The sequence below is a fragment of the Buttiauxella noackiae ATCC 51607 genome, from assembly GCF_001654865.1.
Classification (GTDB): domain Bacteria; phylum Pseudomonadota; class Gammaproteobacteria; order Enterobacterales; family Enterobacteriaceae; genus Buttiauxella; species Buttiauxella noackiae.
Genome location: NZ_LXEO01000021.1, coordinates 1 through 26,406, shown reverse-complemented (window position 1 = coordinate 26,406; position 26,406 = coordinate 1). Strand labels below are relative to the sequence as shown.

General features: G+C 48.7%; 31 protein-coding genes. 24 read left to right on the top strand and 7 right to left on the bottom strand.

Going from position 1 to position 26,406, the window contains the following annotated elements:
- The first annotated feature begins 34 nt into the window (after positions 1-34).
- The 11 genes from M979_RS09705 (at position 35) to cobT (ending at position 8,876) form a co-directional block, all read left to right on the top strand.
- Complete coding sequence (locus M979_RS09705; protein WP_064554785.1) at positions 35-829, top strand: cobalt-precorrin-6A reductase; 795 nt, start codon at positions 35-37, stop codon at positions 827-829.
- Complete coding sequence (gene cbiK / locus M979_RS09700) at positions 829-1,623, top strand: sirohydrochlorin cobaltochelatase (RefSeq protein WP_034458385.1); 795 nt, start codon at positions 829-831, stop codon at positions 1,621-1,623. The genes M979_RS09705 and cbiK overlap by 1 nt, the downstream gene beginning before the upstream one ends.
- Complete coding sequence (locus M979_RS09695; RefSeq protein ID WP_034458383.1) at positions 1,620-2,336, top strand: cobalt-factor II C(20)-methyltransferase; 717 nt, start codon at positions 1,620-1,622, stop codon at positions 2,334-2,336. The genes cbiK and M979_RS09695 overlap by 4 nt, the downstream gene beginning before the upstream one ends.
- A gap of 69 nt (positions 2,337-2,405) precedes the next feature.
- Complete coding sequence (gene cbiM, locus M979_RS09690; RefSeq protein ID WP_064554741.1) at positions 2,406-3,137, top strand: cobalt ECF transporter S component CbiM; 732 nt, start codon at positions 2,406-2,408, stop codon at positions 3,135-3,137.
- 1 nt (position 3,138) lies between these two features.
- A complete protein-coding gene (locus tag M979_RS09685) occupies positions 3,139-3,420 on the top strand; it encodes an energy-coupling factor ABC transporter substrate-binding protein (RefSeq protein ID WP_034458380.1) in 282 nt (93 codons plus the stop codon).
- Positions 3,407-4,084 carry an energy-coupling factor ABC transporter transmembrane protein gene (locus M979_RS09680; protein WP_064554739.1) on the top strand — a complete coding sequence of 226 codons (678 nt, stop codon included), beginning with the start codon at positions 3,407-3,409 and terminating at the stop codon, positions 4,082-4,084. Before M979_RS09685 ends, M979_RS09680 begins: the two co-directional genes overlap by 14 nt.
- Positions 4,085-4,095: 11 nt before the next feature.
- Positions 4,096-4,905, top strand: coding sequence for an ATP-binding cassette domain-containing protein (locus tag M979_RS09675; RefSeq protein ID WP_064554736.1), 810 nt, complete (start codon positions 4,096-4,098; stop codon positions 4,903-4,905).
- On the top strand, positions 4,902-6,437 hold the full coding sequence (locus M979_RS09670; RefSeq protein WP_064554734.1) for a cobyric acid synthase: 1,536 nt from the start codon (positions 4,902-4,904) through the stop codon (positions 6,435-6,437). Before M979_RS09675 ends, M979_RS09670 begins: the two co-directional genes overlap by 4 nt.
- Positions 6,434-6,976: a bifunctional adenosylcobinamide kinase/adenosylcobinamide-phosphate guanylyltransferase gene (cobU, locus tag M979_RS09665; RefSeq protein WP_064554732.1), complete on the top strand. Its 543-nt coding sequence runs from the start codon at positions 6,434-6,436 to the stop codon at positions 6,974-6,976. Before M979_RS09670 ends, cobU begins: the two co-directional genes overlap by 4 nt.
- On the top strand, positions 6,976-7,719 hold the full coding sequence (gene cobS, locus M979_RS09660) for an adenosylcobinamide-GDP ribazoletransferase (RefSeq protein ID WP_064554783.1): 744 nt from the start codon (positions 6,976-6,978) through the stop codon (positions 7,717-7,719). Before cobU ends, cobS begins: the two co-directional genes overlap by 1 nt.
- 104 nt (positions 7,720-7,823) lie before the next feature.
- On the top strand, positions 7,824-8,876 hold the full coding sequence (gene cobT / locus M979_RS09655) for a nicotinate-nucleotide--dimethylbenzimidazole phosphoribosyltransferase (RefSeq protein ID WP_064554730.1): 1,053 nt from the start codon (positions 7,824-7,826) through the stop codon (positions 8,874-8,876).
- Positions 8,877-9,506: 630 nt separating this feature from the next.
- Here cobT and acuI read toward each other — a convergent pair.
- A complete protein-coding gene (gene acuI / locus M979_RS09650; protein ID WP_064554729.1) occupies positions 9,507-10,481 on the bottom strand; it encodes an acrylyl-CoA reductase (NADPH) in 975 nt (324 codons plus the stop codon).
- Positions 10,482-10,740: 259 nt separating this feature from the next.
- Between acuI and M979_RS09645 the strand changes: the two genes are divergently transcribed.
- Genes M979_RS09645 through M979_RS09630 form a run of 4 tightly spaced genes read left to right on the top strand, consistent with a single transcriptional unit; the run spans position 10,741 to position 13,785 of the window.
- Positions 10,741-11,727, top strand: a complete 987-nt coding sequence (locus M979_RS09645) for an ABC transporter substrate-binding protein (RefSeq protein ID WP_064554727.1) — start codon at positions 10,741-10,743, stop codon at positions 11,725-11,727.
- A gap of 9 nt (positions 11,728-11,736) precedes the next feature.
- A complete protein-coding gene (locus tag M979_RS09640) occupies positions 11,737-12,516 on the top strand; it encodes an ABC transporter ATP-binding protein (RefSeq protein WP_064554725.1) in 780 nt (259 codons plus the stop codon).
- The gene (locus M979_RS09635) at positions 12,513-13,271 is read left to right on the top strand and encodes an ABC transporter permease (protein WP_064554723.1); all 759 of its coding nucleotides are present in this window, start codon (positions 12,513-12,515) and stop codon (positions 13,269-13,271) included. The genes M979_RS09640 and M979_RS09635 overlap by 4 nt, the downstream gene beginning before the upstream one ends.
- Before the next feature lie 13 nt (positions 13,272-13,284).
- On the top strand, positions 13,285-13,785 hold the full coding sequence (locus M979_RS09630) for a nucleoside deaminase (RefSeq protein WP_064554721.1): 501 nt from the start codon (positions 13,285-13,287) through the stop codon (positions 13,783-13,785).
- Between the two features lie 56 nt (positions 13,786-13,841).
- Here M979_RS09630 and cueP read toward each other — a convergent pair whose 3' ends face one another.
- Entirely contained in the window at positions 13,842-14,381 is a 540-nt protein-coding gene (gene cueP, locus M979_RS09625; protein WP_034458358.1) for a copper-binding periplasmic metallochaperone CueP, read from the bottom strand.
- A 537-nt stretch (positions 14,382-14,918) separates the two neighbouring features.
- On the opposite strand from cueP, the gene M979_RS09620 reads away from it, so the two are divergent.
- Positions 14,919-15,413 (top strand): putative pterin-binding protein, encoded by a 495-nt coding sequence (locus tag M979_RS09620; protein ID WP_034458357.1) that lies wholly within the window; start codon positions 14,919-14,921, stop codon positions 15,411-15,413.
- A 17-nt stretch (positions 15,414-15,430) separates the two neighbouring features.
- Positions 15,431-17,359, top strand: a complete 1,929-nt coding sequence (locus tag M979_RS09615; RefSeq protein WP_064554719.1) for a putative bifunctional diguanylate cyclase/phosphodiesterase — start codon at positions 15,431-15,433, stop codon at positions 17,357-17,359.
- Positions 17,360-17,419: 60 nt separating this feature from the next.
- Here M979_RS09615 and catA read toward each other — a convergent pair whose 3' ends face one another.
- Positions 17,420-18,082, bottom strand: a complete 663-nt coding sequence (gene catA, locus M979_RS09610; RefSeq protein WP_083963911.1) for a type A chloramphenicol O-acetyltransferase — start codon at positions 18,080-18,082, stop codon at positions 17,420-17,422.
- Between the two features lie 284 nt (positions 18,083-18,366).
- A complete protein-coding gene (locus M979_RS09605; protein ID WP_064554717.1) occupies positions 18,367-18,711 on the bottom strand; it encodes a cupin domain-containing protein in 345 nt (114 codons plus the stop codon).
- A 70-nt stretch (positions 18,712-18,781) separates the two neighbouring features.
- On the opposite strand from M979_RS09605, the gene fos reads away from it, so the two are divergent.
- From fos to M979_RS23790, 3 genes are read left to right on the top strand one after another with little or no spacing between them, the layout of a single operon-like run.
- Entirely contained in the window at positions 18,782-19,180 is a 399-nt protein-coding gene (gene fos / locus M979_RS09600) for a fosfomycin resistance glutathione transferase (RefSeq protein WP_064554715.1), read from the top strand.
- Positions 19,181-19,233: 53 nt separating this feature from the next.
- Positions 19,234-19,638 (top strand): YybH family protein, encoded by a 405-nt coding sequence (locus M979_RS09595; protein WP_064554714.1) that lies wholly within the window; start codon positions 19,234-19,236, stop codon positions 19,636-19,638.
- A gap of 55 nt (positions 19,639-19,693) precedes the next feature.
- The gene (locus M979_RS23790; RefSeq protein WP_064554713.1) at positions 19,694-19,990 is read left to right on the top strand and encodes a hypothetical protein; all 297 of its coding nucleotides are present in this window, start codon (positions 19,694-19,696) and stop codon (positions 19,988-19,990) included.
- Positions 19,991-20,181: 191 nt separating this feature from the next.
- Here the strand turns inward: M979_RS23790 and M979_RS09585 are convergent, their stop codons facing one another.
- Positions 20,182-20,679, bottom strand: a complete 498-nt coding sequence (locus M979_RS09585) for a hypothetical protein (protein ID WP_064554711.1) — start codon at positions 20,677-20,679, stop codon at positions 20,182-20,184.
- 530 nt (positions 20,680-21,209) lie between these two features.
- Here M979_RS09585 and M979_RS09575 point away from each other — a divergent pair.
- The 3 genes from M979_RS09575 to M979_RS09565 all read left to right on the top strand — a co-directional run bounded on the left by M979_RS09575 (position 21,210) and on the right by M979_RS09565 (position 23,572).
- Positions 21,210-21,986, top strand: a complete 777-nt coding sequence (locus M979_RS09575; RefSeq protein ID WP_064554708.1) for an isocitrate lyase/PEP mutase family protein — start codon at positions 21,210-21,212, stop codon at positions 21,984-21,986.
- Entirely contained in the window at positions 21,970-23,016 is a 1,047-nt protein-coding gene (locus M979_RS09570) for a bifunctional transcriptional activator/DNA repair enzyme AdaA (RefSeq protein WP_064554706.1), read from the top strand. The genes M979_RS09575 and M979_RS09570 overlap by 17 nt, the downstream gene beginning before the upstream one ends.
- 160 nt (positions 23,017-23,176) lie before the next feature.
- Positions 23,177-23,572 (top strand): VOC family protein, encoded by a 396-nt coding sequence (locus M979_RS09565; protein WP_064554779.1) that lies wholly within the window; start codon positions 23,177-23,179, stop codon positions 23,570-23,572.
- Positions 23,573-23,639: 67 nt separating this feature from the next.
- On the opposite strand, the gene M979_RS09560 is transcribed toward M979_RS09565, so the two are convergent.
- Positions 23,640-24,176, bottom strand: a complete 537-nt coding sequence (locus M979_RS09560; RefSeq protein WP_064554704.1) for a GNAT family N-acetyltransferase — start codon at positions 24,174-24,176, stop codon at positions 23,640-23,642.
- Positions 24,177-24,389: 213 nt separating this feature from the next.
- Positions 24,390-25,088, bottom strand: coding sequence for an RluA family pseudouridine synthase (locus M979_RS09555; protein ID WP_064554702.1), 699 nt, complete (start codon positions 25,086-25,088; stop codon positions 24,390-24,392).
- Positions 25,089-25,338: 250 nt separating this feature from the next.
- Between M979_RS09555 and M979_RS09550 the strand changes: the two genes are divergently transcribed.
- Complete coding sequence (locus M979_RS09550; protein ID WP_064554700.1) at positions 25,339-26,328, top strand: Gfo/Idh/MocA family protein; 990 nt, start codon at positions 25,339-25,341, stop codon at positions 26,326-26,328.
- The last annotated feature ends 78 nt before the right edge of the window (positions 26,329-26,406 follow it).

The window sequence follows — 26,406 nt, the reverse complement described above, 5'->3', positions numbered from 1 at the left end:
CGTAGGTCGGATAAGCGAAGCACCATCCGACATGATGACCTCTGCAGAGTCATCGGTGCTGGTGTTTGGCGGAACCAGCGATGCCCGGTTTATCTGCCAGATCCTCGATGATCAACGCATTTCGTACACCTTGTCGGTGGCGACGGCGGTTGGTGAGGCTCTGGCTGGTGATATCAGAGGGAAAATTCGTGTTGGGCGAATTGATACTGACGGAATCGCTGACTGGCTGGTGAGCCATGGCGTGAACTGGGTGATTGACGCCTCACACCCGTATGCCGAATTGCTTAGCCAAAATATCACCCGCGCCTGCGAAACTGTGGGTGTAACACTCAGCCGGTATCAGCGCCGCAGTGAACTCAATGATCTGGAACACCCGTTGCTGCATAAGGTCGCAAGCCTGCAAGAAGCATGCGCGGTGGCAAGCCAGTTCGGCCCGCGCGTATTACTGACAACCGGTAGCAAAGAGCTGGCAGCGTATCAACAAGGCTTACCCGGTAAAACGTTGCTGGCGCGGGTATTACCGACCAGCGAAGTGATCGCGGAATGTGAAGCGCTGGGCCTGGGGGTGGACAACATTATTGCCATGCGCGGCCCGTTCACTGCCCAGTTCAACGCCGCAACCTATGAGTTCTGTTCGCCTGATGTGGTGATTACCAAAGAGTCCGGGGCAGAAGGTGGCTATCTCGATAAGGTCAATCCTGCGCTGGAACGAGGCATTCCTTGCGTAGTGGTGACGCGCCCGCAACCGCAGGTTTTTGGCCCTGAATTACTTGAAAGCCGTGAAGATGTGAGCCGCCGTGTAACGCGCTGGCTGCAAGAGAGAAAATAATGAAAAAAGCCCTGTTAGTGATCAGTTTTGGCACCAGTTACCACGAAACCTGTGCCAAAAATATTGTTGCCTGTGAAGAAGAGCTTGCTCGTACTTTTGCGGGGCGTGACCTGTTCCGCGCCTTCACCTCCGGCATGATTATCCGCAAATTAAAAAAGCGCGATAACCTGGATATTGATACCCCTGCGCAAGCGCTGCTGCGTCTTGCAGAACTGGGCTATCAGGATGTGGCGGTGCAATCACTGCATGTTATTAACGGTGATGAGTACGAAAAAATCTCCCGTGAAGTTAACGCGTATAGCCATTTGTTCCAGCGCCTGGCATTAGGCACCGCATTGCTCAGCGATTTTAATGATTACGAGCTGCTGCTTGATGCACTACAAAGCCAGATGCCACCGCTCGAAGCCGACGAACGTGTCGTGTTTATGGGCCACGGTGCCAGCCACCATGCGTTTTCTGCTTATGCCTGTCTCGACCATTTAATGGCAGCACGCCAAATCCCGGCACGCGTTGGCGCGGTAGAAAGCTACCCGGAAATCGACCTCATCTTGCGCGGTTTACTGCAAGAAAAGGTACGCAAAGTGCACCTGATGCCATTAATGCTGGTGGCGGGCGACCACGCGATTAACGATATGGCGTCTGATGAAGAAGACTCCTGGAAAACCCAACTACAGGAAGCAGGCATTGAAGCGCAACCCTGGCTGCAAGGCCTGGGTGAAAACCCACAAATTCGCGCCATGTTCGTGAACCATTTGCAGCGTGCTCTGGAGAAATCAGCGGAGGTGCCAGCGTGACCGGACGTTTATATGCCCTCGGCACCGGCCCTGGCGCCAGTGATCTGATCACCGTTCGTGCGGCACGCATCATCGGCAAACTCGATGTGCTATACGCGCCAGCAGGGCGCAAGGGCGGCGACAGCCTGGCGCTTTCAATTGTGCGCGAATATCTCAGTGAGACGACCGAAGTACGCACCTGTCACTTCCCGATGAGTGCTGATAACGATGAAAAAGCGGTGGTGTGGGATGAAACCGCAGCGGCGCTGCAACACGATGTGGCGCAGGGAAAACAGGTCGGGTTTATCACGCTCGGTGATTCGATGTTATTTAGCACCTGGGTGTTTTTGCTGGCACGCATTGGCAACCCTGAGTGGCTGGAAATCGTTCCGGGTGTGACCTCTTTTGCTGCTATCGCTTCACGTGCGCAGCTGCCATTGGCGATGGAACAACAGTCGTTGGCGGTGATGTCCTGCACGGCTTCACATCAGGCTCTTACTGAAGCATTGCGCGCTCACGACTGTGTCGTGTTGATGAAAGTCTATGGCCGTTTTGCGCAAATCAAAGCGTTGCTGCAACACCTGGAAATTATCCAACACGCGGTGTTAATGGCGGAAGCGACGTTACCTGGCGAGCAATGCTGGAGAAACCTGGACGAGGTGCCGGATGACCAGAAGCTACCGTATTTTTCGACCATTCTTGTGAATAAGCAGTGGCGTAACCAGACGTTGTAATTCTGATACGCATTCGTAGGTCGGATAAGCGTAAGTGCCATCCGACATTAACGTCTCAAAGGAAAAACCATGGAATCGTTACTAAAAAAACTCTCGCTAAGCGGGCTGGGCATGGGGATGTTGTTGCTCATCGTGCCGCAAGAAGCCTTCGCGATGCACATTATGGAAGGTTTTCTGCCACCAATGTGGGCACTGGCATGGTGGATTCTGTTCCTGCCGTGCTTGTACGTCGGGCTGGTGCGTTTGCGCCAAATCGTGGCGCACGACAGCAATCAGAAAGTGCTGTTGGCGCTGTGCGGTGCGTTTATCTTTGTGCTTTCGGCGCTAAAAATTCCGTCTGTTACCGGAAGCTGCTCGCACCCAACTGGCGTTGGCCTTGCAGTCATTCTATTTGGCCCTGGCGTGGTGGCGATTTTAGGCGCCATCGTGCTGCTGTTCCAGGCATTACTGTTGGCGCATGGCGGCCTGACCACGCTTGGCGCAAACGGTATGTCGATGGCGGTGATTGGACCGGTTGTTGGCTATCTGGTGTGGAAACTGGCCTGTAAAGCAGGCTTTCGCCGCGATGTGGCCGTATTCCTGTGTGCGATGATTGCTGATTTAACCACTTACTTTGTCACCTCGATTCAACTCGGTGTAGCGTTCCCCGATCCGCACTTTGGCGTTACCGGTTCTTCGATGAAATTCATGGGGATTTTCTGCCTGACGCAAATCCCAATTGCCATCGCCGAAGGCTTGCTCACCGTGATGATTTACGATCAGCTAACCAAACGACAACTGCTTCCTGCCCGGAGCCAATAAGATGAAAAAGACCCTGATTTTACTCGCCCTGGTTGTGGGGCTAATGATTGTGCCGTTCTTTATCTCACATGGTGGCGAATACGGCGGCTCTGACGACCAGGCTGAAGGCCAGATACTCGTTGTTGCTCCGCATTATAAACCTTGGTTCCAGCCGCTTTATGAACCCGCCAGTAGCGAAATCGAAAGCCTGCTGTTTACCCTGCAAGGCTCTATCGGTACGGCGGTGATTTTCTACATTCTGGGTTATTACCGGGGCCGCCGCGAAGACCATGCTGGGGATTGATAAACTCAGCTACCAAAGCCGCTGGTGCCGTGTCTCACCGCTGCGTAAATTTGCGCTGTATCTGCTGATGATGGTGCTGGCGTTTGCGCTGCCACCCGTTGGACAGGCGGTTTTGCTGCTGGTGATTGGCGCATTTACCTGTTGGCTACTGCGGGTAGGGCCAGTGCGCTATTTACGCTGGCTGATGGTGCCATTGGGCTTTTTGCTAGTGGGAGTGGTGACGATTATATTCAGTGCGGCACATCACGCCGAATCCTTATTGTGGAGTGTGCCACTCGGCTCGTTTTATCTGGGTATTGATGCGCAGGGCATGGTGATGGCAAACCAGACTTTCTGGCGTAGCCTTGCCGCACTTGCTGCCACTTATTGGCTGGTATTGAATCTGCCTTTTCCGCAGTTAATTATTTTGCTGCAAAGATGCCGTGTGCCGCGTTTATTGATTGAGCAAATTCTGCTCACCTGGCGTTTTATTTTCATCCTTCTGGATGAAGCGCAGGCCATTCACCGTGCTCAGTCACTGCGTTTCGGTTATCGTACGCTGCCCGGCGGCTACCGATCGCTTGCTATGTTAGTCAGTATGCTTTTTTCACGCGTGCTGCTGCGTTACCAGCAAATGGTCACGACGCTGGATATCAAACTTTACCAGGGTGATTTCCACCTGTGAGAACTGCACCAATGCTGACAACCCAAAATTTATCTTTTCGCTATCAGGACGATACGGTTCTGCATGACTTAACCTTCGATTTTGGCGCGTATCCGGTGACGGGAATTGTCGGTAAAAATGGCTGCGGGAAATCGACGCTGTTTATGAACCTCAACGGTGTGTTGCGCCCCCAGCAGGGTGCCGTGTTGTGGCAGGGTAAACCGTTAAATTACAGTAAGGCTGGGATGATCGAGCACCGCCAGCGCGTCACCACCGTATTTCAGGACCCGGAACAACAGATCTTTTATACCGATATCGACAGCGATATCGCGTTTAGTTTGCGCAATCTGGGTGTGGATGAAGCCGAAATTTCCCGCCGGGTTGAACAAGCCATTCAACTGGTAGACGCGCAATCTTTTCGCCACAAACCTATTCAATATTTAAGCCATGGGCAGAAGAAACGCGTGGCCATTGCCGGCGCACTGGTAATGGAAGCCGACTATTTATTGCTCGATGAACCGACCGCCGGTCTTGACCCATCGGGCCGCCAACAGATGATTGAAATCATCGCCCGGATTGCCGCGCAGGGTAAGCACGTTGTCATATCCAGCCACGATATTGATCTGATTTATGAAGTTTGCGGCGGTGTGTACGTGATGAAAGGCGGCAAAATCGTCGCAGAAGGTGAACCCGGTGAAGTCTTTAGCCAGGCGCAGATGCTGCAAGATGCTGGGCTGGTGCAGCCGTGGCTGGTCAAACTGCACAGCGAACTCGGTTTTCCGCTATGCAAAACTGAAACTCAATTGTTTAACGCTTTGCGCGTTTCAAAGGAAGCAGGATGAGCCTTGCAATAATGGTTCAGGGTACCGCCTCAGATGTGGGTAAAAGCATGCTGGTGGCAGGTCTGTGTCGTATTTTTTCCCAGGATGGCCAGCGTACCGCGCCGTTTAAATCGCAGAATATGGCGTTAAATTCGGGCATTACCCCAGATGGTAAAGAGATGGGCAGGGCGCAAATTTTCCAGGCCGAAGCGGCAGGGATTGCGCCAGATGTGCGTATGAATCCGGTCCTGCTTAAACCAACCAGCGACCGCAAAGCCCAGGTGGTGTTGATGGGCAAAGTTGCCACCAACATGGATGCCGTCACTTACCACAACTACAAACCCCAGTTGAAAACGCAAATCCGCGAGGTTTACCAAAGCCTTGCGTCAGAGCACGACGTGATGGTGCTCGAAGGCGCTGGCAGCCCGGCGGAAATCAACTTACGCGACCGCGATATCGTCAATATGGGCATGGCAGAACTGGCGCAGTGTCCGGTGATTCTGGTGGCGGATATTGACCGTGGCGGCGTGTTTGCATCGATTTATGGCACTATCGCGCTACTGCTGGAACATGAAAAATGGCGTGTAAAAGGCGTCATCATTAACAAGTTCCGTGGCGATGTGGCACTACTTTATTCCGGTATCGAACAGATTGAAGCGTTAACGGGAGTGCCGGTATTAGGCGTCATGCCGTGGCTGGATGTCGATCTCGAGGATGAAGACAGCGTTGTTCTGCAACGTGGGAAATACGACGAAGTTACAGCGAAAGAGCTGGATATTGCGGTGTTAAAACTGCCGTATATGTCGAACTTCACCGATTTTAATGCGCTGGCCGCCCAGCCTGATGTGCGCCTGCGTTATGTCAGTAAGCCTGATGAGCTGCAAAAGTGTGACCTGGTGATTGTGCCGGGCAGCAAAAACACACTCGGCGATCTGCGCTGGTTGCGCGAAAATGGCCTTGAACAGGCGCTGCTAACACACCATCGCCATGACGGCGCGGTGCTGGGGATTTGTGGCGGCTATCAGATGCTCGGGCAGCATATTTACGACGAAGTGGAATCCGGGCTTGGCGAAATGCCAGGTATTGGCCTGCTTGATGTTGTCACCCGTTTTGCCAGTGAAAAAACCACGACCCGTGTCGCAGGTCAGGTTCAGGCACAGCTGCCAGGAGTTTTTGCCGCAAGCTCAGGTACAGCACTACAAGGTTATGAAATTCATATGGGCGAAACTCAGCGTGGGGAAAATACCGTGCCTTTCGCTACTTTCAACGAGTGTAATACTCAGCCTTATCATAATGTTGATGGTGCAATCAGCGAGGATGGTCGTGTGCTGGGCACTTACCTGCATGGCCTGTTTGATAGTGGTGACTTTACCCGCAGTCTGTTGAATAGCTTGCGTCTGCGCAAAGGGCTGAATGCCTGGGAAGGTAAGGTATTCGACTATCAAAATCATAAAGAGCAGCAGTTCAATATCCTGGCTGACGCGATGCGCGAGAATATTGATATCTCACGTATTTACCAGATTATGGAAGAGCATCAGGAACAACCAATATGAAATTAGTCACGGGTGGGGCTCGCAGCGGTAAAAGCCGTCATGCCGAACAACTGGCGGCAAATTTTGAACGAGTGCTGTATATCGCCACGTCGAAAATTTTCGACAGTGAAATGGAGCAGCGAATTGCGCACCACCGCGACAGCCGCCCCTCGCACTGGCAAACCATTGAGCAATATCGTGAGTTAAATAGCGTTATTAATGAGCACAATGATGCCCACGAAGCTGTGCTACTGGAGTGCATCACAACTTTGATTACTAACGTGATGTATGACGCCGCCGGTGATAAACCGGAAGACGACTGGGATTTTGACTCGATGGAACAGGTGGTGAATCAGCAAATCGACATTTTGCTGGCGGCCTGTGAATCAAGCCCGGCGGAAGTCATTCTGGTGACCAATGAAGTGGGGATGGGCATTGTGCCGGAAAACCGCCTGGCGCGGCATTTCCGCGATATCGCCGGGCGAGTAAATCAGCGCCTGGCACAGCGTGCCGACGAGGTATGGCTTGTCGTTTCAGGGATTGGGGTAAAAATTAAATGATCTTCCGTTTGTTCTTCGCCACGTTGCAGTTTATGAGCCGCATCCCGGTGCGCGCTCGCTGGGCGGATGGTATCGAAACTCACCAGTATGTGCGCGGCATTGTGACCTTTCCGTTTGTTGGCCTGGTACTGGGTGCTTTGGCAGGGGCTGTATTTACGCTGCTGCAACCGTGGGCAGGCTTACCTTTAGCAGCCATGGGTTATGTTCTGGCACTCGCATTATTGACCGGTGGTTTCCATCTCGATGGGCTGGCTGACACTTGCGATGGCATTTTCTCTGCGCGTACACGTGACCGCATGTTGGAAATCATGCGCGATAGCCGCCTTGGAACGCACGGCGGGCTGGCACTGATCTTTTTGATTGTGACCAAAGTGCTGGTGGTGAGCGAGCTGGCCCTGCGTGGTAATAATATGCTGATGGTGCTGGCCGCCGCGTCCATTGCCGGGCGGAGTGCTTGTGTGCTGCTGATGTACAACCACAAGTATGCGCGTGAACAAGGTCTGGGCAATTTGTTTATTGGCAAAGTGACGGGCACACAAGCGCTGCTGACGCTGATTGGCGGCGCGGTGCTGTGTACGGTTCTGCTGCCCACATCCGGGCTGCTGGCGCTGGTAATCACAATACTGGCGATGTATGGCCTTGGCCTGATGTTAAAGCGCACGCTCGGCGGGCAAACAGGTGACACGTTGGGCGCGGCTATCGAATTAGGCGAGCTGGTGTTTTTGTTGGCACTACTGCGTTGATTGTCGGATGACGCTGCGCTTATCCGACCTACGAATGAGCTGAGGTCGGGTGGATAAGCGCAGCGTCATCCACCATTATTTATCCCGATTCTAAAGAGAAAAAAATGCAAACACTGAACTCCCTTTTGGCAATGATTTCTCCGCTTGATAGCGAAGCAATGTCACGCGCACAACAACATATCGACGGCCTGCTTAAACCGTTCGGCAGCCTTGGGCGTCTGGAAGCATTAGCGGTGCAGCTGGCAGGAATGCCAGGTATGAAAAATGGCCTGAACACTAAACGCAAATCAATCTTCGTGATGTGTGCCGACCACGGAGTGTATGCCGAAGGTGTGGCTATTTCACCGCAAATTGTCACCGCTATTCAGGCAATGAACATGACGCGTCACAACACTGGCGTGTGTGTCCTGGGCGCGACTGTCGGTGCGGATATTCATGTGGTCGATGTTGGTATCGACAGCGATGTTCTGCCAGGTGTACTGGATATGAAAGTGGCGCGCGGCAGTGGCAACATTGCGCAAGGTCCGGCGATGAGCCGTGAGCAAGCAGAAAATCTGCTGCTGGCAACCATGCAACTCACCATTCAGAAAGCCGCTGAAGGTGTAACGCTGTTTGGTGTGGGTGAACTGGGTATGGCCAATACCACGCCTGCGGCAGCGATGGTCAGCGTGTTCACCGATAGCTCACCGGATGACGTTGTTGGTATGGGCGCTAACTTCCCAGTCGACCAGATGCATCACAAAATTTCCGTAGTACGTAAAGCGATTGAAACCAATCAACCTGATGCAGCTGATGGTATTGATGTGCTGGTCAAAGTGGGTGGTTTCGACCTGGTAGGGATGACAGGGGTGATGTTGGGTGCAGCGGCAGCTGGCCTGCCGGTCGTTCTCGACGGTTTCTTGTCGTATGCCTCAGCACTCGCGGCCTGCCAGATTGCGCCAGGTGTGCGTGATTACCTAATCCCGTCGCATTTATCTGCGGAAAAAGGTGCGGTTATCGCGATGAATAAATTAGGGTTGGAGCCGTATTTGCAAATGGGTATGCGTTTAGGTGAAGGCAGTGGTGCGGCACTGGCAATGCATCTGGTGGATGCGGCATGCGCAATGCACAACAATATGGGATCGCTTGCAGACAGCAATATTGTGTTGCCGGGGTGAGTTCCTGATTATGTGGGAATGCTTTGTGAGATTGCTTTTTTCCGTTCACTGAGCGTTCAGTGTTCCCAGAAGCTACCGAAACGGTGAACGTGCCAAGGGTGCTACCGCAGCACCCTTGGCAATCCCGGCTCCCGGCGATTAAATCGCTGCTTCGCAGTAAACCTCCGTTTTTCCTTTCAGTCCCTGGGTCGGTTGTGACGCGCTCCCGGCGATCACTACCTCTCGCCGTTCCCGACGGCTCGACCCGGCCTTACAGTCAAAACGGAGGCGATTTATGCCGGACTCGAAGGTCAAAGTCAAAAGCCGAGCCAGTTTTGACCTTGTTCCCGGTATAAATTGCTCCAGCGTTACCCATAAGTCAGGGTTGAGCTGCCGTCCGCCGTGAAAGAGAGCGATCGTCAGGAACGAATAGCGAACGACCCTGAACGTTGGGGATAAGCTGGGGTTTACCGCGCAGCGGCAATTTAATCACCGGGAGCCGGGGTTGCCAGGGGATGTCGTTATCCTCCTGGCACGTTCACCGTTCACCGAAAGATGTGGGATCGAATTACGTTCAGGTGAACGGAAAATCACCGTTTCTTCATAGGAACTGCACACCAGGATGAACGGAAACCTTCGATCCTTAAAAAATTAACTAACCTTCACCAACGTGCGGCCCTGAATCTCATTGCTCATAAAGCTTTCTGCAACTTGTGGCGCCTGCTCCAGGCTAATTTCTGTTGTCGCAGCTTCATAGAAGCTTTCTGGCAATAACTCAGCAAGGCGTTTCCATGCAGCGATGCGGCGAACTTGCGGGGCACTCACCGAATCTACACCTTGCAGGCGCACGTTACGCAGAATGAATGGCATCACCGTTGTTGGCAGTGAGAACCCTCCCGCGAGGCCACAGGCCGCGACACAACCTGAGTAGTTCATCTGTGCCAGCAGTTTGGCGAGCACATTGCCACCTACGGTATCTACCGCGCCAGCCCACACTTGTTTTTCCAGCGGACGAGTTTCAGCGAATTCACTGCGTGGCAGAATGCGGCTGGCACCTAACTGGCGCAGATAGTCGTGTGTGGATTCCCGGCCAGAAACAGCGGCAACCTGGTAGCCCAAAGCATGCAGCAGAGCGATTGCAGTACTGCCTACGCCGCCGCTGGCACCGGTTACAACCACTTCACCGCTTTCTGGCGTAATACCTGCATCTTCCAGCGCCATCACGCACAGCATGGCAGTAAATCCAGCGGTACCAACGATCATCGCTTTACGTGCGCTAAGGCCAGCAGGCAGGGGAACCAGCCATTCGGATTTCACACGCGCTAGTTCAGCAAGACCGCCCCAATGATTTTCGCCCACACCCCAGCCGGTCAACACCACTTCCTGACCTGCGCTGAAATTAGCATCATCACTACTCGCCACGCGGCCTGCGAAATCAATCCCCGGAACCATCGGGAAGTTACGGATGATTTTGCCTGTGCCGGTGATCGCCAGCGCATCTTTATAGTTCAGGCTTGACCACTCAACATCAACCAGCACATTTCCCAGTTCGATTGCTGGCTCAGAGATTTGTTTTACCTCGGCCAGAGTCTTGCCTTCAACTTGCTCAAGTACGACTGCTTTCATGGTGATTCCTCATTCGTTGGGCCGGGTATTCCAGCCTAATTGTTTCTGATGCCCAACACGGTATACCCGAAGCACCTGAGAATAAAGAATACCAACAATATTCCTGTGTAAATGGCTGCTTTTTAGCAGGTTATAAGATTTTCATATTTTAACTTTTGGCCCTGTCACTCGTATGTTTGAAACAAAAGTTTCTAACCGTTGTGACAAAAGTTTCACATATGCCCATGGGGCAGTTTCAGCACCTTCTGAGGAGATAAGCATGCGCGTCATTCGACTTACAACCGCTGTAGCCCTGGTACTGGCAAGTGCGCATGCGAGCGCGCTGGATAAACTAAAACTGCAACTCGACTGGATGCCAAATGGCGGTGATAAAGCATTCGTTTTTGTTGGTGTCCAGGAAGGTTTTTACGCAGCCGAAGGGCTGGATGTCGCCATATTACCGGGCCGTGGCAGTAGCGACACGCTGACGAAAATTGCTTCAGGTGCGGCTGATGTGGGAACTGGCGGGATTGCTTCTTTAATGATGGCGCAGGCCGAAGGCGGTATTCCGGTGAAAGCCATCATGAGCATCTATTCAAAACAGCCGGATGCGATTTACTCGTGGCAGGGCAGCGGTGTAACCGATATGAAAAGCCTGAAAGGCAAAACGCTTGGCATTCCAACGTTCTCTGCGTCTAACGCCTTGTTGCCGATCATGTTGCAAAACAATGGTGTTGACCCCGATAGCGTAAAACAGATCAAAGCCGACCCGGGCACGTTGGTGCCAATGCTTGCGCAGGGACGTGTTGATGGTGTTGTGGTGTGGTCAACTAACCGCCCGAATATTGAAGCGACGCTGGCTCAGGTGAGTAAAAAACCGCTTGAACTGGCCTGGACCGATTACGGCCTCGATGGTTACGGCTTGTCGTTCTTTGCATCCGATAAGCTCATCAAAGAAAAGCCGGATGTTGTAGCGCGTTTCGTCCGGGCTTCCAAAAAGTCTATCGAATTTAGCCTCGCGCATCCGGATAAAGCCGCCGCTGACCAAAAAGCGATGGTGCCTGAAGCTGATGTTGCAATGCTGGAAGCCGATTTCAATGTCACAAAACCGCTGATTAACAATGAAATTAGCCAGCGCGATGGCCTGGGGCAATTTGACTCAACGCTCCTGAAACACACGTGGGAATGGGTGGCGAAATCAATGAAATATCCGAGCGATAAAGTGAACCCGGAAACTCTGGTCGACCGTAGTTTTCTCGCACAATAAGGGAATGATATGCAGCCTGTTATAGAGCTTCGTCATGTCAATCAAACGTTTAAATCTGCTGATGGTACCAGGGTTACGGCACTTGATGAGGTGAATCTGACGCTACGCCGCCACGAATTCGTCTCATTTATTGGCCCGTCAGGCTGCGGAAAATCGACCATTTTGCGTTTGATTGCCGGGTTGCTCAAACCGAGCAGCGGCATGATTTCTGTATATGGCAAGCCGGTGACCGAACCTCGTGATGAAATGGGGTTTGTGTTCCAGAAACCGACGTTGCTGCCGTGGCTAACTGTGCTCGATAACATCACATTTCCGATGAAACACAAGTATGGCCGCGTGGATGCTAAAGATACCGCGCGTGGGCATGAATTGCTGGAAATGACAGGGCTGACGCAGTTTGCTAATAAGCGACCGGCGGAATTGTCAGGCGGCATGCAGCAGCGTGTTTCTATTGCTCGCTCTTTGCTGCATGACCCGGATATTTTGCTGATGGATGAACCGTTTTCCGCTCTTGATTCACTGACACGCGATGAAATGAGTTTTGAGTTGATGCGTATCTGGAACGAACGCCCAAAAACGGTGTTGTTTGTCACCCACTCAATTCAGGAAGCGTTGCTGCTTTCCGACCGCATCGTGGTAATGAGCGCACGCCCTGGGCGAGTAAGTGAAATTATTGATGTCCCGCTGGCTCGCCCACGGGATGAGGAAACCCTTAATCATCCGCTGTTCCATGAGTTAACCGCCGATATCCGCCACAAAGTCTTTAGCCGCCGCAAGGAGCCAGCATGAAAGCGTTTCTGGAAAAGTACATCGCGCTGCTGGCGCTGGTGGTGGCAGTTTTGCTTTGGGAGGCGGCGTGTAAATTATTCGCCATTCCGGTGTTTATCCTGCCGTCGCCAACGGCCATTTTTGCTTCTGTGACTACGTTGGATGCCGGGCGCTGGGCGACTCATATCCTGGCGACATTGAGCGTGGCGTTAAGCGGTTTCCTGCTGGCAATTGTCATTGCGCTGCCGCTGGCTATTGCTATTGTCAGCTCTAAGTTGCTTGCCCGCCTGGTGTTGCCCTGGCTGATTGTTATCCAGTCCACGCCGGTAGTGGCGATTGCGCCGATTATTGTCGTCACACTCGGTTCCGGCATGCTGCCGCGTGTGGTGATCACTACGCTTATCTCCTTTTTCCCGCTGGTGATTTCCACGGCGACCGGAATGAATTCAGTGCCGTCCGAATTGCTTGAGCTGTCTAAAACATTACGTGCACCACGCAACCGCGAATATTGGCAGATTCGTATGCCGTATGCGGTGCCGTATATCTTCAGTGCGCTAAAGGTGGCGATTACGCTGTCGATTATCGGCGCGGTGGTGGCAGAGTTTGTCGCAGCAGATCAAGGCCTGGGATATCTGATTTTATTCAGCACTTCATCGTTCAAAATCCCATTGGCTTTTGCCAGTTTGTTCTTGCTGGTGGTGTGCAGCCTGATGTTGTATGGGCTGGTGAGCTGGCTGCAAAAACGACTGTTCCCGTGGAGCATCGACGCGAAATAATGAAGGAGAAAATATGTCAGTAAAACGTGGGCCAGCACCGAGTAAAGAACAGATTGTTCGCCACTTGCGCCGTTCCAATGCGGTAGCACACAGGGCAATAGCGCTCGGACATCATCCATTTGGCGCGCTGTTAGTCGCACCCGATAACGAAACAGTATTGCTTGAGCAGTGCAATATCGACACGGTTAACCACGCGGAATCAACACTTGCGCGAATTGCAGCCACCAATTACACCGCCGAATATTTATGGCAATGCACGCTATATACTGCAGTTGAACCCTGCTGCATGTGCGCGGGAACGGCGTATTGGGCGAATATCGGGCGAGTTGTTTTTGGCATGTATGAAAGCCAGCTGTTGGAAGCGACCGGCAACCACGAAGAAAACCCGACCATGAGCGTGTCGTCGAAATACGTCTTTGAGCATTGCCAGAAACCGGTGGAGTTGATTGGCCCGGTGCCGGAAATCATCGAAGAGACAAAGGCGATGCAGCAGGCGTTTTGGTCGACTCGGTAGAGGGATAGGTCGGGTAAGCGTTCGCGTCACCCGACATTCATTCGATATTTAAACGGTTAACCCTGCAATGGCAGCGTGGTTAAACAGGTCTGGCTGTCTTTATGTGTCGCAATCGGCGCGCTGGCCGTTTTACCCTGGTAACTCACTTCAATTGTGCCTTCCATATCACGTGGCAACCAGATGCCAACAAAGCCATTCGCGTGACTGCTCATCTTTTTCTGCATCAACACTTTGCCACTTTTGTCCGTCACTTTCACATCAAACGGCGTATTCGCAAGCTCTCCACGGCAGCCAGAAAGGCTGTGGTTAAAACACGGATGGGTTTGCGTCAGATAAGGTGCGAAAGACAAATAGAACTTATCGCCGAGCGGATAGCTGAACTGCTGTGTGCCGTCAGACAACTTCAATTCTGTGCTGGTGATGCCTGCGTTATACGGTAATGGTCGCGCCTGCGGTGAGCCATCAATCGCCTCAACCATTTGCTCGGTAGTTTTACCCGCTAAACCGTGTGCTGCGAGGAAGTCGGCATCGTTCTGAGCCAATGCTGAACCGCTGATGCCAAGTGCCAGTAATGCGAAAAGTATGCTTCGTTTCATTAATCATTCCTTGCTGAAAAGAGAGTGAGATTGACGCCGACTCTAAACCTTCCCGTAAGGGGAGGGTCAAAATGATATGCAAAACTTTACAGAGAGTAGGGGTATTTGGGAGGGGAATCCCCGCTGAAACTATTTGGCCGAAACGTTAGTACGATGTAGACCGTCATCCGCTCACCAGTCCTGTGTCTGTAGGGGAAATCATTTTTTAATGTCTTCATTGTGCCAGGAACGGAAAATTGCTTGCGTGAAACCCCTCCTGCCTTACAAATAAATAAACCTTTATATTGCTGTGTGTTTATTTACGCTGAGTAAACAGGTGGCTTTTATTTGTGCAGGTGCAACATTATTTTGTGTATATCAAATAACGGCATCGACCTTGCTTAATCAATATAAAAAGAAAATCATTCTTAACCATTTGATTTTAAAGAGTTAAAATGTTGGTAAAATGATTGCGTCAACAATAGTCCGGGAGCATATATAAATAGCACAATAACTAAATTATAATTCTTTAACATCCGGTTGATATACGAGGTCAAAATGCGATTAATTGTCATGCTGTTAAGCTTTGCGCTCTCCACCCAGGTCTGGGCGGGTGAATTTTCCAGACCTGCCGGTAAAGTCCTTTTAACGATGTCTGGTCATATCGAAAATACAAATGAAGGTGGGAAAGCCGTTTTTGATCTCGCCAGCCTTGAGAAACTGGGTATGGTCAGCTTTCAGACTACGTCTCCCTGGTATGATGGACGCACTACCTTTACGGGTATTCCACTGCAAAAGCTTATGGATTATGTCGGAGCGAAAGGTTCTGTTGTTAAGATCACAGCACTCAATGACTACACCACCGAAATCCCCCTCAGTGATTTTAAGAAATACAACGTTATCCTTGCTTTAAAAATTAACGGAGAATATATGCGTATCCGTGATAAAGGCCCGTTGTTTGTTGTTTACCCCTATGACAGCATGCCTGAGTTGAATAATCAGATTTATTATTCAAGGTCAGCATGGCAGGTCAGCAGAATGAATATTGAGTAAGGGGTCAGAAGACCAACATGAACAGAATTCTGGCTGGCATCATTTTTTTCCTTTTTATATCTACCGGATATATCTCTTTCCTTGTGCATGAAAGGCAACAAGAGTTACAGAAACTGACTCACTACACCGCTTCGTGGTCTGCTGCACAGATGGTTTCAGAATATTACCGGTTCGAATCGTTGCTTGGTCTTTACACTATCGATGAGACGATGACACTGGATGATGTACGCATGCGTCTCGACATTATGCTCAGCCAGAGTGATTTAATGAAAGAAGGTGACCTGAGGAGTTACATAGAAAGTAATAAAACTCATCATGCACTGGCTATACAGCTTGAAAATACACTTGAGTATCTGGATTCTCATCTTGAGAAAATGAGCCGCTCAGAACTCCAGGCATACCTGAAAAAAATGCAGACACTTGACCCGCAACTGGGTCGTCTGTCGTCGGGGGCTTTAGATAAAGATATCAACTCGATTAATGACGCCAACCTCAAAATTAAAATCCTGTACTATATTTACTCAGCGACGTCTGTATTGCTGATAATAATGAGTGCGATACTTGGTCTGCTGATATTTTATCAAAACAGAAATATTCTGAAAGCACATCTTCAGGTAAAGAGTCTTGCTGAAGCTCTACAGGAATCTAAAGAAAAACTGCAAGTTCAGAATGCAAAGCTGGAGTATGACGTCTACCATGACTCTCTGACAGAGATGAATAACCGCCATTTTTTCTGGGGGAATTTAAATGAAACCATCGAGAACGCAGTAAAAAGCAATAATACTGTGAATGTGATGCTGTTTGATTTAGATCGATTCAAGGAAGTGAATGATACATATGGTCATGATGTCGGTGATATGTTATTACGCCAGATATCACAGCGTCTGATTTCGATGGGCCTGACTTCCGATACGCTTTATCGTTTAGGCGGTGATGAATTTGCATTTCTCTCGAGTGGCATGACGGAGAGCAGTGCCGTTTCACGAGCCCAAAATATATGCGATGTTATCAGCCAGCCCTACACTATTTATAATACGATTATCAATATAACTACCAGTGTTGGCATCGTCATCTCAGACACTGAACGCCGCTCCGACTATCTCTATAAATTTGCCGATCTGGCCCTTTATGAAGCTAAGAAAGAAGGCGCGGGTAAGATAAAAGTCTTCCGGCAATGGATGTTAGAAAAACTGCAAGAAAGTCGAACTCTTGAGCATGATATGGCACTGGCGATAGTGAATAAAGAATTCGTGGTTTATTATCAGCCTATTGTCGATTCTTTCAGCCAGGAAATTTACAGCTATGAAGCCCTTATTCGTTGGATACATCCTCTGAAGGGCCTCCTGTCGCCAGACAGCTTTATTCCTGTGGCTGAAAAAACAGGAATGATTAACGAGATGGGGAAATCGGTGCTTGAAATGGCCTGCCGGGAGGCCGCTTCCTGGGTGATTCCGGCTAAAATTTCAGTCAATGTCTCTCCTGTCCAGCTAAGCAACAAAGCCTTTGCCACAATCGTGCAGTCTATTCTGAACGAAACGGGACTTCCCGCTGAGCGTCTTGAACTGGAAGTGACTGAATCCTCTCTCTTTAGTGAGAGCCATACGCCAATAAACACCCTTAACAGGTTGCGGGCTCTGGGGGTTAAAATCTCCATCGATGATTTTGGTACCGGTTATTCTTCTCTTTCGCGCCTGAGCAGGCTTGCCTTCGATAAAATCAAAATAGACAAGTCCTTTGTGCATTCGATATCGACACACGAAGACGCCCTTAATATCATCAGGCTCATCACCGGCATGGCGAAATCCCTCAATATGAAGTCCATTGCGGAAGGTGTTGAAACACAGGAGCAGCTGGAAAGCCTCCAGGTGCTGGGCTGTGATTTCATACAAGGCTATCTGTTTGGTAAGCCTCAGCCTTATATCGATGGGAAAATCAGAAACGGTTAAAGAGGGAATGTTCTTTCTGCCTGTGAGTTCAGGGCTTCTGGCGCATCAGGCATTGAATTCCTATGAAAGGTGCTTGATGCTATCACTCATATCTTGTAACTCATTGATAAGTCTCGCCACATGGAAACCATCGCACACGGAATGATGTACCAGAACGGACAGAGGCAACAATACTTTTCCATCTTGTTTGTAATATTTTCCAAGAGTGAACATGGGGGCAAAAAAATTCTGCATGTTAGCAATGTTCATATTAAAACTGGTAAAACTTACCCAAGGAATAGCCGATACGAAAAATACATTTTCCCGAGACTCCTCCTTAGGCCAATAAGAAAGGTTATTACCATAGCGTGCAACGTCTTCTGAATAAACGCTCTGGAAGTGATGAATATTGCCATCGAAGTGACTCCATAATGATGAAAAGGTCTCCGTTTCATTATGGAAAATGGTATAGCTTGGATGAATTTCATTCCATATGACAAGCTCATTATTCTTTATAGCCATACGGAACTCCGCATGATTGTTTACGGCTTTAGAAAGGAGGGAAATAATGGTAGGGTAAAATTTCCAGCCAACTTCTTTTATATGTTTTAGCAGCGCGGTAATATCTAACAGGACAGTTTGGTTAAATGTGCATTGAGCAAAAGACTGAAATACTTCAAAATGCTCTTTCCTTGCCCAACGAGATAAGTCAACAGATGTATATTCCAGAGTTGTTTTTTTCATTTTTAACCTTTGTTTATAAATTATATATCAGATGCTAGCCTAAGTTTTTATGAATTGAAAAAATATATGGCCACAACCGTTATAGTAGCGAACTCATTTCGAGAGTAGCGCATCCTTATACAGGAGGGAAGGGGGTATAATATTTAATATATCAGATAATAAAAGTAGATTGTGCAATCAACAAGTATTTTCCTATCAATAAAATGTCATGGAATATCTGACTTTCGCTCAGATCTGCTCTAAGATCGTTCGCTGGCGACTCCGTGCCAGAAGCGGAACTGTCGTCATGAGGATGGAATATCTGAACGATCGCCTCGTGTTGTCGGGTGAGAGATTACAATAAATTCTACGGAAGATTGTCCGTCGTTTCTGGCTTGATGCTTTATCCCCGGCGGAATTTCTAATCCCTGGTGGGCCTTGATTTCATGTTTATTACCTTCAAGTTCCATCGTCAGGACACCCTGAAGAACAAAGAAAAACTGTCTGGAAACGGAGTGAAAATGTCGTTTTTCGCAAGTGCCGGAAGGCATCTTTTCATGAATAATCAACATGTCCGTTCGGTTTAACAGATACCAACCGTCACAATTGTCACCCCAGATATAATGCTCTGCATTATCCTTTGAAATCATCGCTTTTCTCCTGTTTAAACGTGTATGCTTTTTGCTCATAACCGCCCACATCTTGCAGAAAAGGCTTCGCATGCTAAGTGGATTGAATCACATAACCATAGCAGTCAGTGATATTTCAAGAAGTTTTGATTTTTACGTCCACACGCTTGGCTTTACACCTAAGGCCAGATGGGCCACTGGGGCTTACCTTTACCTTGGGAATCTGTGGCTGTGTCTTTCTGCTGACGTTATTGCTTCGCATGAAGATTACACTCACTACGCCTTCAGCATCCGCAGCGAAGACTTTGATGCGTTTGCTGCTCACCTGAAATCATCGGGCGTGACAGAGTGGAAAACAAATAAGAGCGAAGGCAAATCTATCTATTTCCTGGATCCTGATGGGCATAAGCTGGAAATTCATGATGGCGATTTGGATAGCCGACTCAGTGCCTGTATGAAGCATCCTTATGAAAAAATGGTGCTGTTCTAGATTCGTATATTCGTTGGCGACAACGGGTTGGCCGCTTAATAAAGGTAATATTTATGCACTCACATCCGCTACGTCAGATCATTGAATCCTGCGATAGAGCTATCACCGCTAAAGATTATGACGCTCTGATGGAAAACTATTCCGAAGACGCTGCTCTGGTGGTTAAGCCAGGAATGATCGTCAAAGGTAAAGATAATATCCGCAAAGCCTTTATTGCCATCTCTGATTATTTTCAGGGGCAGCTAATGGTGGAACAGGGGGAGATGCAGGTCATAGAAGGTGGCGACAACGCTCTCGTTATTATGGAAACGGTGCTTCGTTTCCCCGATGGTCATAGCGGAACAGTTGAAACCACACGTCGCGCAACTTATGTATTTCGGCAGGAACGCGATGGTCGCTGGCTTTGCACCATCGACAATTCTTACGGCACGTCTCTTTTGGACGCTGATAATGCTTAAAATCGTTGCCGGACATGCAGCGGGTAGTCTCGTCAGAAACATGGAGAATTAAGTCATGGATTTCACTATCGGCCCCGCACAGCCTGAACACTTAGGCATGCTACGTGCTATTGAGCTTGCGGCTTTTGAAACACTGCGGGATGCAGGTGCGGTGACCGGTCAGGCCTGCGCAAGTAGCCTCGAGGAGCTGAGTGATTTCAGCCGCAACGGTTTGCTGCTTGCCGCAGGCCTGTCCTGGGAAAACGGTGTGCTGTCGGACACATTACCGGCACGTCTGTGGATTTTAGGGGCCGTAGGTTTTTTCTGCATCGGAACCTCTTTTTTTGAGGCCAAAGATTGTCCATTAGGTTGATCCGTTGCAAATATCCCTGAAATCAGATTACCGATATTACGACTGAACATGCTCCCTCTCGTTATAGCGACGTTGCGTCAAGCGACGAACAACGGTGATGTATCTTCTTGATATCGCATGCCGGGAATGTCCGCACTGAACGTCCCCCAACCACATCTGATGACAAAGACAGACCATCAACTATTTTTTAGCTACACATCCTGCTGTAAGACCGCAATAAATTCCAGTTTACGTGGCCTGTTAAAACCTTGCCATCCAAATGCGGAAAGCTGCCACAATGGTTTGCCATCCGCCTCGCCAACCTTTTCCAGCGTGCAGCCCATTTCGTCAAGCAAGAGGGTTAATTCTTCTGATCCGGGCTCCAGTAAACGATCCACCTTACTGTGTCCCATATAAGACCACTCGCCATTCTTTTCTTTAAAATAGAGGAATGGACTCCATTCCTTTTGCACTTTCCCAAGACGGTTAAAGTAGTTTCGGTACGCATTATCGCCAGAAATGAACAACAGATTATCAAGGGGGCCATTGACCTCTCTGCGCGCAAAGATGGCGCGAATTGACGTAGAGGAATTGCCACGCGAGGGATTCAAAAAACCGCCCTGCGACAGTCCCTTTTCGCCTGGTTTCAGCGATTTATAACGCTTCTGTATGTCCCTGAATGCATAGTTTTCACCAACGGTAAATGCCATTGTCCCTCCTCCTGAAACCTCCTGCCTATAGAATAAGTAACGGCCAGAAAATTGAAAACTTTATTCAGTTGCAGAAAAAACTTGAGGCCCGGCGTGGGTTTCTGAAAACCACCGTAGCGTTGGCGAATAAACTGACAAGGATAATCTGGAGCTTACTGACCGATAGTGTTGATTTTAATATGAATAAGGCTTTTGCTGTGAGTTAACGTAATGGAGTGTTGAAGAAAATATGTCTCTCTGAGTTTGCAGGCACTGATGAGAAAACGGCTACCGTCCCTGTAACAGCCTGAAGTTGACCTGTGTAATCAAATACCGGTGTAGTGATAAGGAAACAGGGCTCGGATAACATCATGGCGCAGGTCATTGAACCTACTAACGACGCCGGATATATGGTCACAAACCGTATCGAATCAGGACTTGCAGCACCCGGGGCGTCCATATATGGTCAACAAAAAATGGTCGTCCGATTTTCGGTTGTGAGGGTTTCGTCGGATGTTCTAGATTTATCTTCATTCTAAAAGGAGATAATCATGAACTTCATTGAGCTTCATAATCAAAACAAACCGCTACTGATCGCGAATGTCTGGGATGCTGGAAGTGCGATTGCGGCGCAGCAGGCGGGTTATCAGGCCCTTGGTACTTCCAGTGCAGCGATTGCCGCTACGTTAGGTTACGAAGACGGAGAAGCCATGTCTTTTGACGAATTGCTCTATTTCGTCACTCGCATCAAATCCGTCAGTAACCTGCCATTAAGTGTTGATGTAGAAGCAGGATTTGGTTATACAGCTGAAGAGATTACGACTCATCTTAAACGCCTCGTACAACTTGGCGTGGTTGGTATAAACCTTGAGGACAGCAGAGTTGTTAACGGTGTCAGGCAACTTGATGATGCCCCAGCATTTGCCAGTAAACTAAAAAAGATTCGCAAGATGTTGAATGTAGAGCATTATCAATTATTTCTTAATATCCGTACTGATACATACCTGCTTAATCATGAGCAGGCTTTGCAAGAAACGCTGTTACGCGGCCGACTTTATGAAGCTGCGGGTGCAGACGGGCTTTTTGTTCCATGCCTCACGTCAGAAAAAGATATTGAAACCATTACCAAAGAGCTCAATCTGCCATTAAACGTAATGTGTATGCCAAATCTCCCCACGTTCGAGATGCTGGAAACACTAGGTGTAAGTCGCATTTCTATGGGTAATTTCGTTCACTCAGCCATTCAATCGAAGCTTAAAGATTTAATGCAAATTATCCATTCACAACAGTCCTTTGCAGGAGTTTTTGTTGATGAAAGTTCTCGATAATGAACAGTGCGATGTCTGGTATCAGGCATTACTTGAGCGCGCTTCAGAGTATACAGGGGTGTTTTTTGTTGGTGTCAAAACAACAGGAGTATTTTGTATATCGGTATGTCGGGCACGGAAACCGAAACGTGAAAATGTCGAGTTTTACAAAGATTTTAAAACTGCTCTGAATGCAGGATTTCGCCCTTGCAAAGTGTGCCGACCCACGGAAAATGCGCACAGCGCACCGTTGTTAATCGAAAAAGCGCTTGAACTGGTGCGCGCTAATCCTAAAACAAGAATAAATGATGCAGAATTACGGAAACATGGTATCAGCCCGGAGCGGGTACGGCGCTGGTTTCTACAAAATCACGGAATTACCTTCCATGCATTTCAAAGAATGCAACGAGTAAATATCGCGCTTCAGGAGCTACAAGGTGGGCGAACGGCCACTGATGTTGCTTTGGATAACGGCTACGAATCATTGAGCGGTTTTGGTTATACCTATAAACGGGTCACGGGTGTTGCTCCAACTCAACAGGGTCAGGTTATTATGATCCACCGTTTTACCACACCGCTCGGTCCCATGTTTGTCTGTGCCACTGAACGTGGAGTTTGCCTGCTGGAATTTACTGACCGTCGGATGCTGGAGACTGAATTTAGCGATCTTCAACGTTTGCTTAAAGCGCGAATAATATCAGGGGAAAATAGTCATACGCGTCAGGCAGAAAAAGAGATTAGTGAGTATTTTTCTGGAACTCGCCAACAATTTGATCTACTCCTCGATGCCCCCGGTAGTGATTTTCAACGTTCTGTCTGGCAAGAGCTACGTGCGGTTTCTTATGGTCAAACATCGCACTACCAAGCGCTTGCTGAGCAGATTGGAAATACCAATGCAGCACGCGCGGTGGCCGCAGCAAATGGAGCAAACCGAATAGCCATTGTCATTCCATGCCACAGAGTTATCAGTAAAGATGGTGCAATGACTGGCTACGGCGGTGGCATTGCGCGCAAAGAATGGCTTATTGATCACGAACGAAAACAGCGTTAAAAGTGGTGCTGGCAGTGGAATACTATAACGAAACAGTGTGGCAAAGCTCATTTCAGACAGAGCTCAACCTGTGGGTTGGTTAGTGCCAGTAGCGGACATTACTAGCGAATGATATGGTGATACGAGTGAATTGCAGCTCCCAAAACGGATGGTGTTGATTTTGAGAACGCAGAAAAGATGCATGGGGTATGTGGCTATTGTCGTCGACGACTATGATCGAGCGATTCAATATTACACAAGCAACCTCGGGTTTACGCTTGTTGAAGACACGCCTCAACCTGGCAAGCGCTGGGTGGTTTTGACGCCTAACCCGGAAAGTGATTGTAATCTTCTTCTGGCTTGCGCCTCAAACGATACGCAGAAAACCTTTATCGGTAATCAGTGTGGCGGGCGGGTATTCCTTTTCCTTCAGACCGACGATTTTTGGCGCGATTATGAAGCTATGAAGGCCGCAGGCGTTAAATTTTGCGAGGAGCCACGTGAGGAAGAGTACGGAACGGTGGTTGTATTTGAGGATCTCTACGGAAATCGCTGGGATTTGTATCAGAACAACTAATTTTCCATAGTGCCGTAAGCGTTTCATTTACTTCATTTCAGCTATCTGTGAGTTAGATTATATATGCTCATATTGACTTTCTAAGCCATTCGCTGTGTGTGAGAGAAAAGAGCAGGCTAGGCGGAGCGTCTTTCACATCATGAATCTCTCTTAAGTATTGTAACCCGGCTTTTCGAAGAACTTTCTGCGATGCCAGGTGGTTTCCTCTTACTACGGCAGATATCTCAGTCAGCTTTAACTCAACAAATCCATATCTGACAGAGTTCTTCGAAAACTCTGTCGCCAGGCCTTTTCCCCATGCTTCTGTGGCGAAACGATATCCTAAGTTATAGATTAAGATATCTGCATAACTGCTGATGCTCAGCCCCCCAAAACCAATGATTCTTTCAGGACTATCCTGCAAAGAGATTGCCCAGTTTCCAAAGCGGTGAGTTTCCCAGTGGCTGATCCAGCGAGCTAAAACAGTTTGTGCATGCCGTATGTCAGGGTATGGCCCTGTGGGATTAAACGTGTTCGTAGCCGGGTCGCCATAAATTCTGAAAAGGTCATCTAAGTCTGATGCAGTTACGGGACGAAGATTCAGTCTGGAGGATTGTAGTTGCAAAACAATTTCCTGAATAAGGAGTTCATTAAGTTAGTTATATTGCTTTTTTATAGTTAGTAAAAAGCAAATTCACAACACTGATGTTAATTACCTCACCCTCAATTACCATACAGAGTTATTGGCAATGATTTCAATGCGAGCCTTCGCATGTCACTGTACCCGCTCCTCGCTCACAGCAGACACTAATCCAACTTGAGTAGCATCAACCTCTCCTCAAAATAAACTCTCATTGCGCGCTCTAATCCACTCCCCACTAGCCGGATGAACAAAATGCAGCTCGCTGGCATGCAGCATCAGACGGGGAGTTTGTTCGGTGCCCGGCAGCAGTAAACCGCCATATAGGTCACAGCCCAAAATAGGGTTGCCTAACTGCTGGCAATGGATGCGCAGTTGATGAGTACGTCCTGTTTCCGGGGTTAGTTCAACTCGTGTTAATGGCAGTAACGTCCCGTTCTCCAGTTCGTGATAAAAGCGTTCAATAACACGATAGCCAGAGCGTGCAGGTTTGCCGTTGATTGCGCAAATCGACATCAGCGGGAAAAGCGCCGGGTCTTTGGCAATCGGTGCATCTATCACCCCTTCGTTGTTGTCCAGGTGCCCGCAGAGCAGTGCGCTGTATACTTTGGTCACCGCGCGCTGGCTGAATTGCTGGCAAAGGGCTGCATTAATAGCCTTATTACGGGCAATCACCATCAGCCCGGAAGTACCGAAATCCAGGCGGTGGACCAAAGTGCAGCCGGGAAATGTCTTAACTAATCGATGATGCACCGAATCGAGATTTTGCGGGTTTTTCCCTGAGAGGCTGAGCAGCCCGGAGGGTTTGTTGATAAGCACCAGGTGCTCATCCTGATAGAGTATCTCTACCTTGTCATGGCAGGGCGGAGCAATAAAGGTATCGATAATCGTAGACATCAGGCTGCCTGGAGGGTGAGTGGGAGCGGATAATAACGAATTTTAAATCGACTGGCGAATCTGGCCCCATTGACTGATATTTCAAGCGCATGACTGAATAAGAATATGAACCGTTAGCGTGTAGTAGATATGAACTCTGATCGGACCTGGTGGTTTCTATTTGAGAATAACTCATTGAAATTAAGGTGTTTCAGCGTTAGTTTGGAATGTAGGGTTATTTATCAAATTAAAATAGTGAATGGTAATTAATATGAAAAAAATTCGTTGGGGCATCATTGGTACGGGAACGATCGCTAAAAAATTCGCAGGCACGTTGGGATATTTGTCAGATGAGTGTGAATTTGTTGGTGTGGCATCACGCTCCATTGAAAAAGCAGAAGATTTTGCTACGCAATATGGTGCGAAGAAGGCATTTGGCAGTTATCAGGAACTGGCGCAGAGTGCTGATATAGATGCAGTGTATATCGCAACGCCACACAATTCACATTACGAAAATAGCTTACTGTGCTTAAAAAATAACAAACACGTTTTATGTGAAAAAAGCTTCACTATCGATGTAAAGCAGGCTGAGCATCTATTTAAACAAGCATCTGATAATGGCTTGTTTATTATGGAAGCGTTCTGGACGAAATTCTTACCGGCATATACTGAAATACTTAAAATTTTAAACGGCGGTCAACTGGGTGATGTGGTTAATATAGCCGCAGATTTTGGTATCAATCCGCCAGGTAGCAGGAGTGATCGTAAAATAAACCCTGCGCTTGCGGGTGGTGCACTTTATGATGTGGGGATTTACGTTATTGGTATTACCTGCATGTTGTTGGGCTATGAACCTCAAAAAGTAGTCTCTAACGCCGTGTTATCTGACGGTGGAGTTGATCTGTCAAGTTTCTATTATATGCAGTATGAAAGTGAGCAAGTTGCTTTGCTAAGCTCATCAGTAGAAGCATTATCACGCCAGCAAGCGGTTATTCAATGTAAAAATGGCTACATTGTTATAGATACGCCGCATGCTGCAAATGGTTTTACTGTTTACCAGAATGAAAATAAAAAAGAGTATAACTTCCCGTTTGATTTTGATGGCTTTGAGTATCAATTAAGGCATTCCAACGATTGTATTCGTCAGGGGAAAACGGCAAGTGACATAATGAAACCGAAAGACACAATCGCCGTATTAAAAATTATGGATAATATGCGTAAAGAATGGGGAATGAAGTTCCCCTTTGAAATCCAGGTTTAGCCAATAAGTAAAAATCCGGAAGTGAGTTTTCATTTTCGGATCGACAATAACAAAAAAGCCCCGTACGGGGCAATGCCG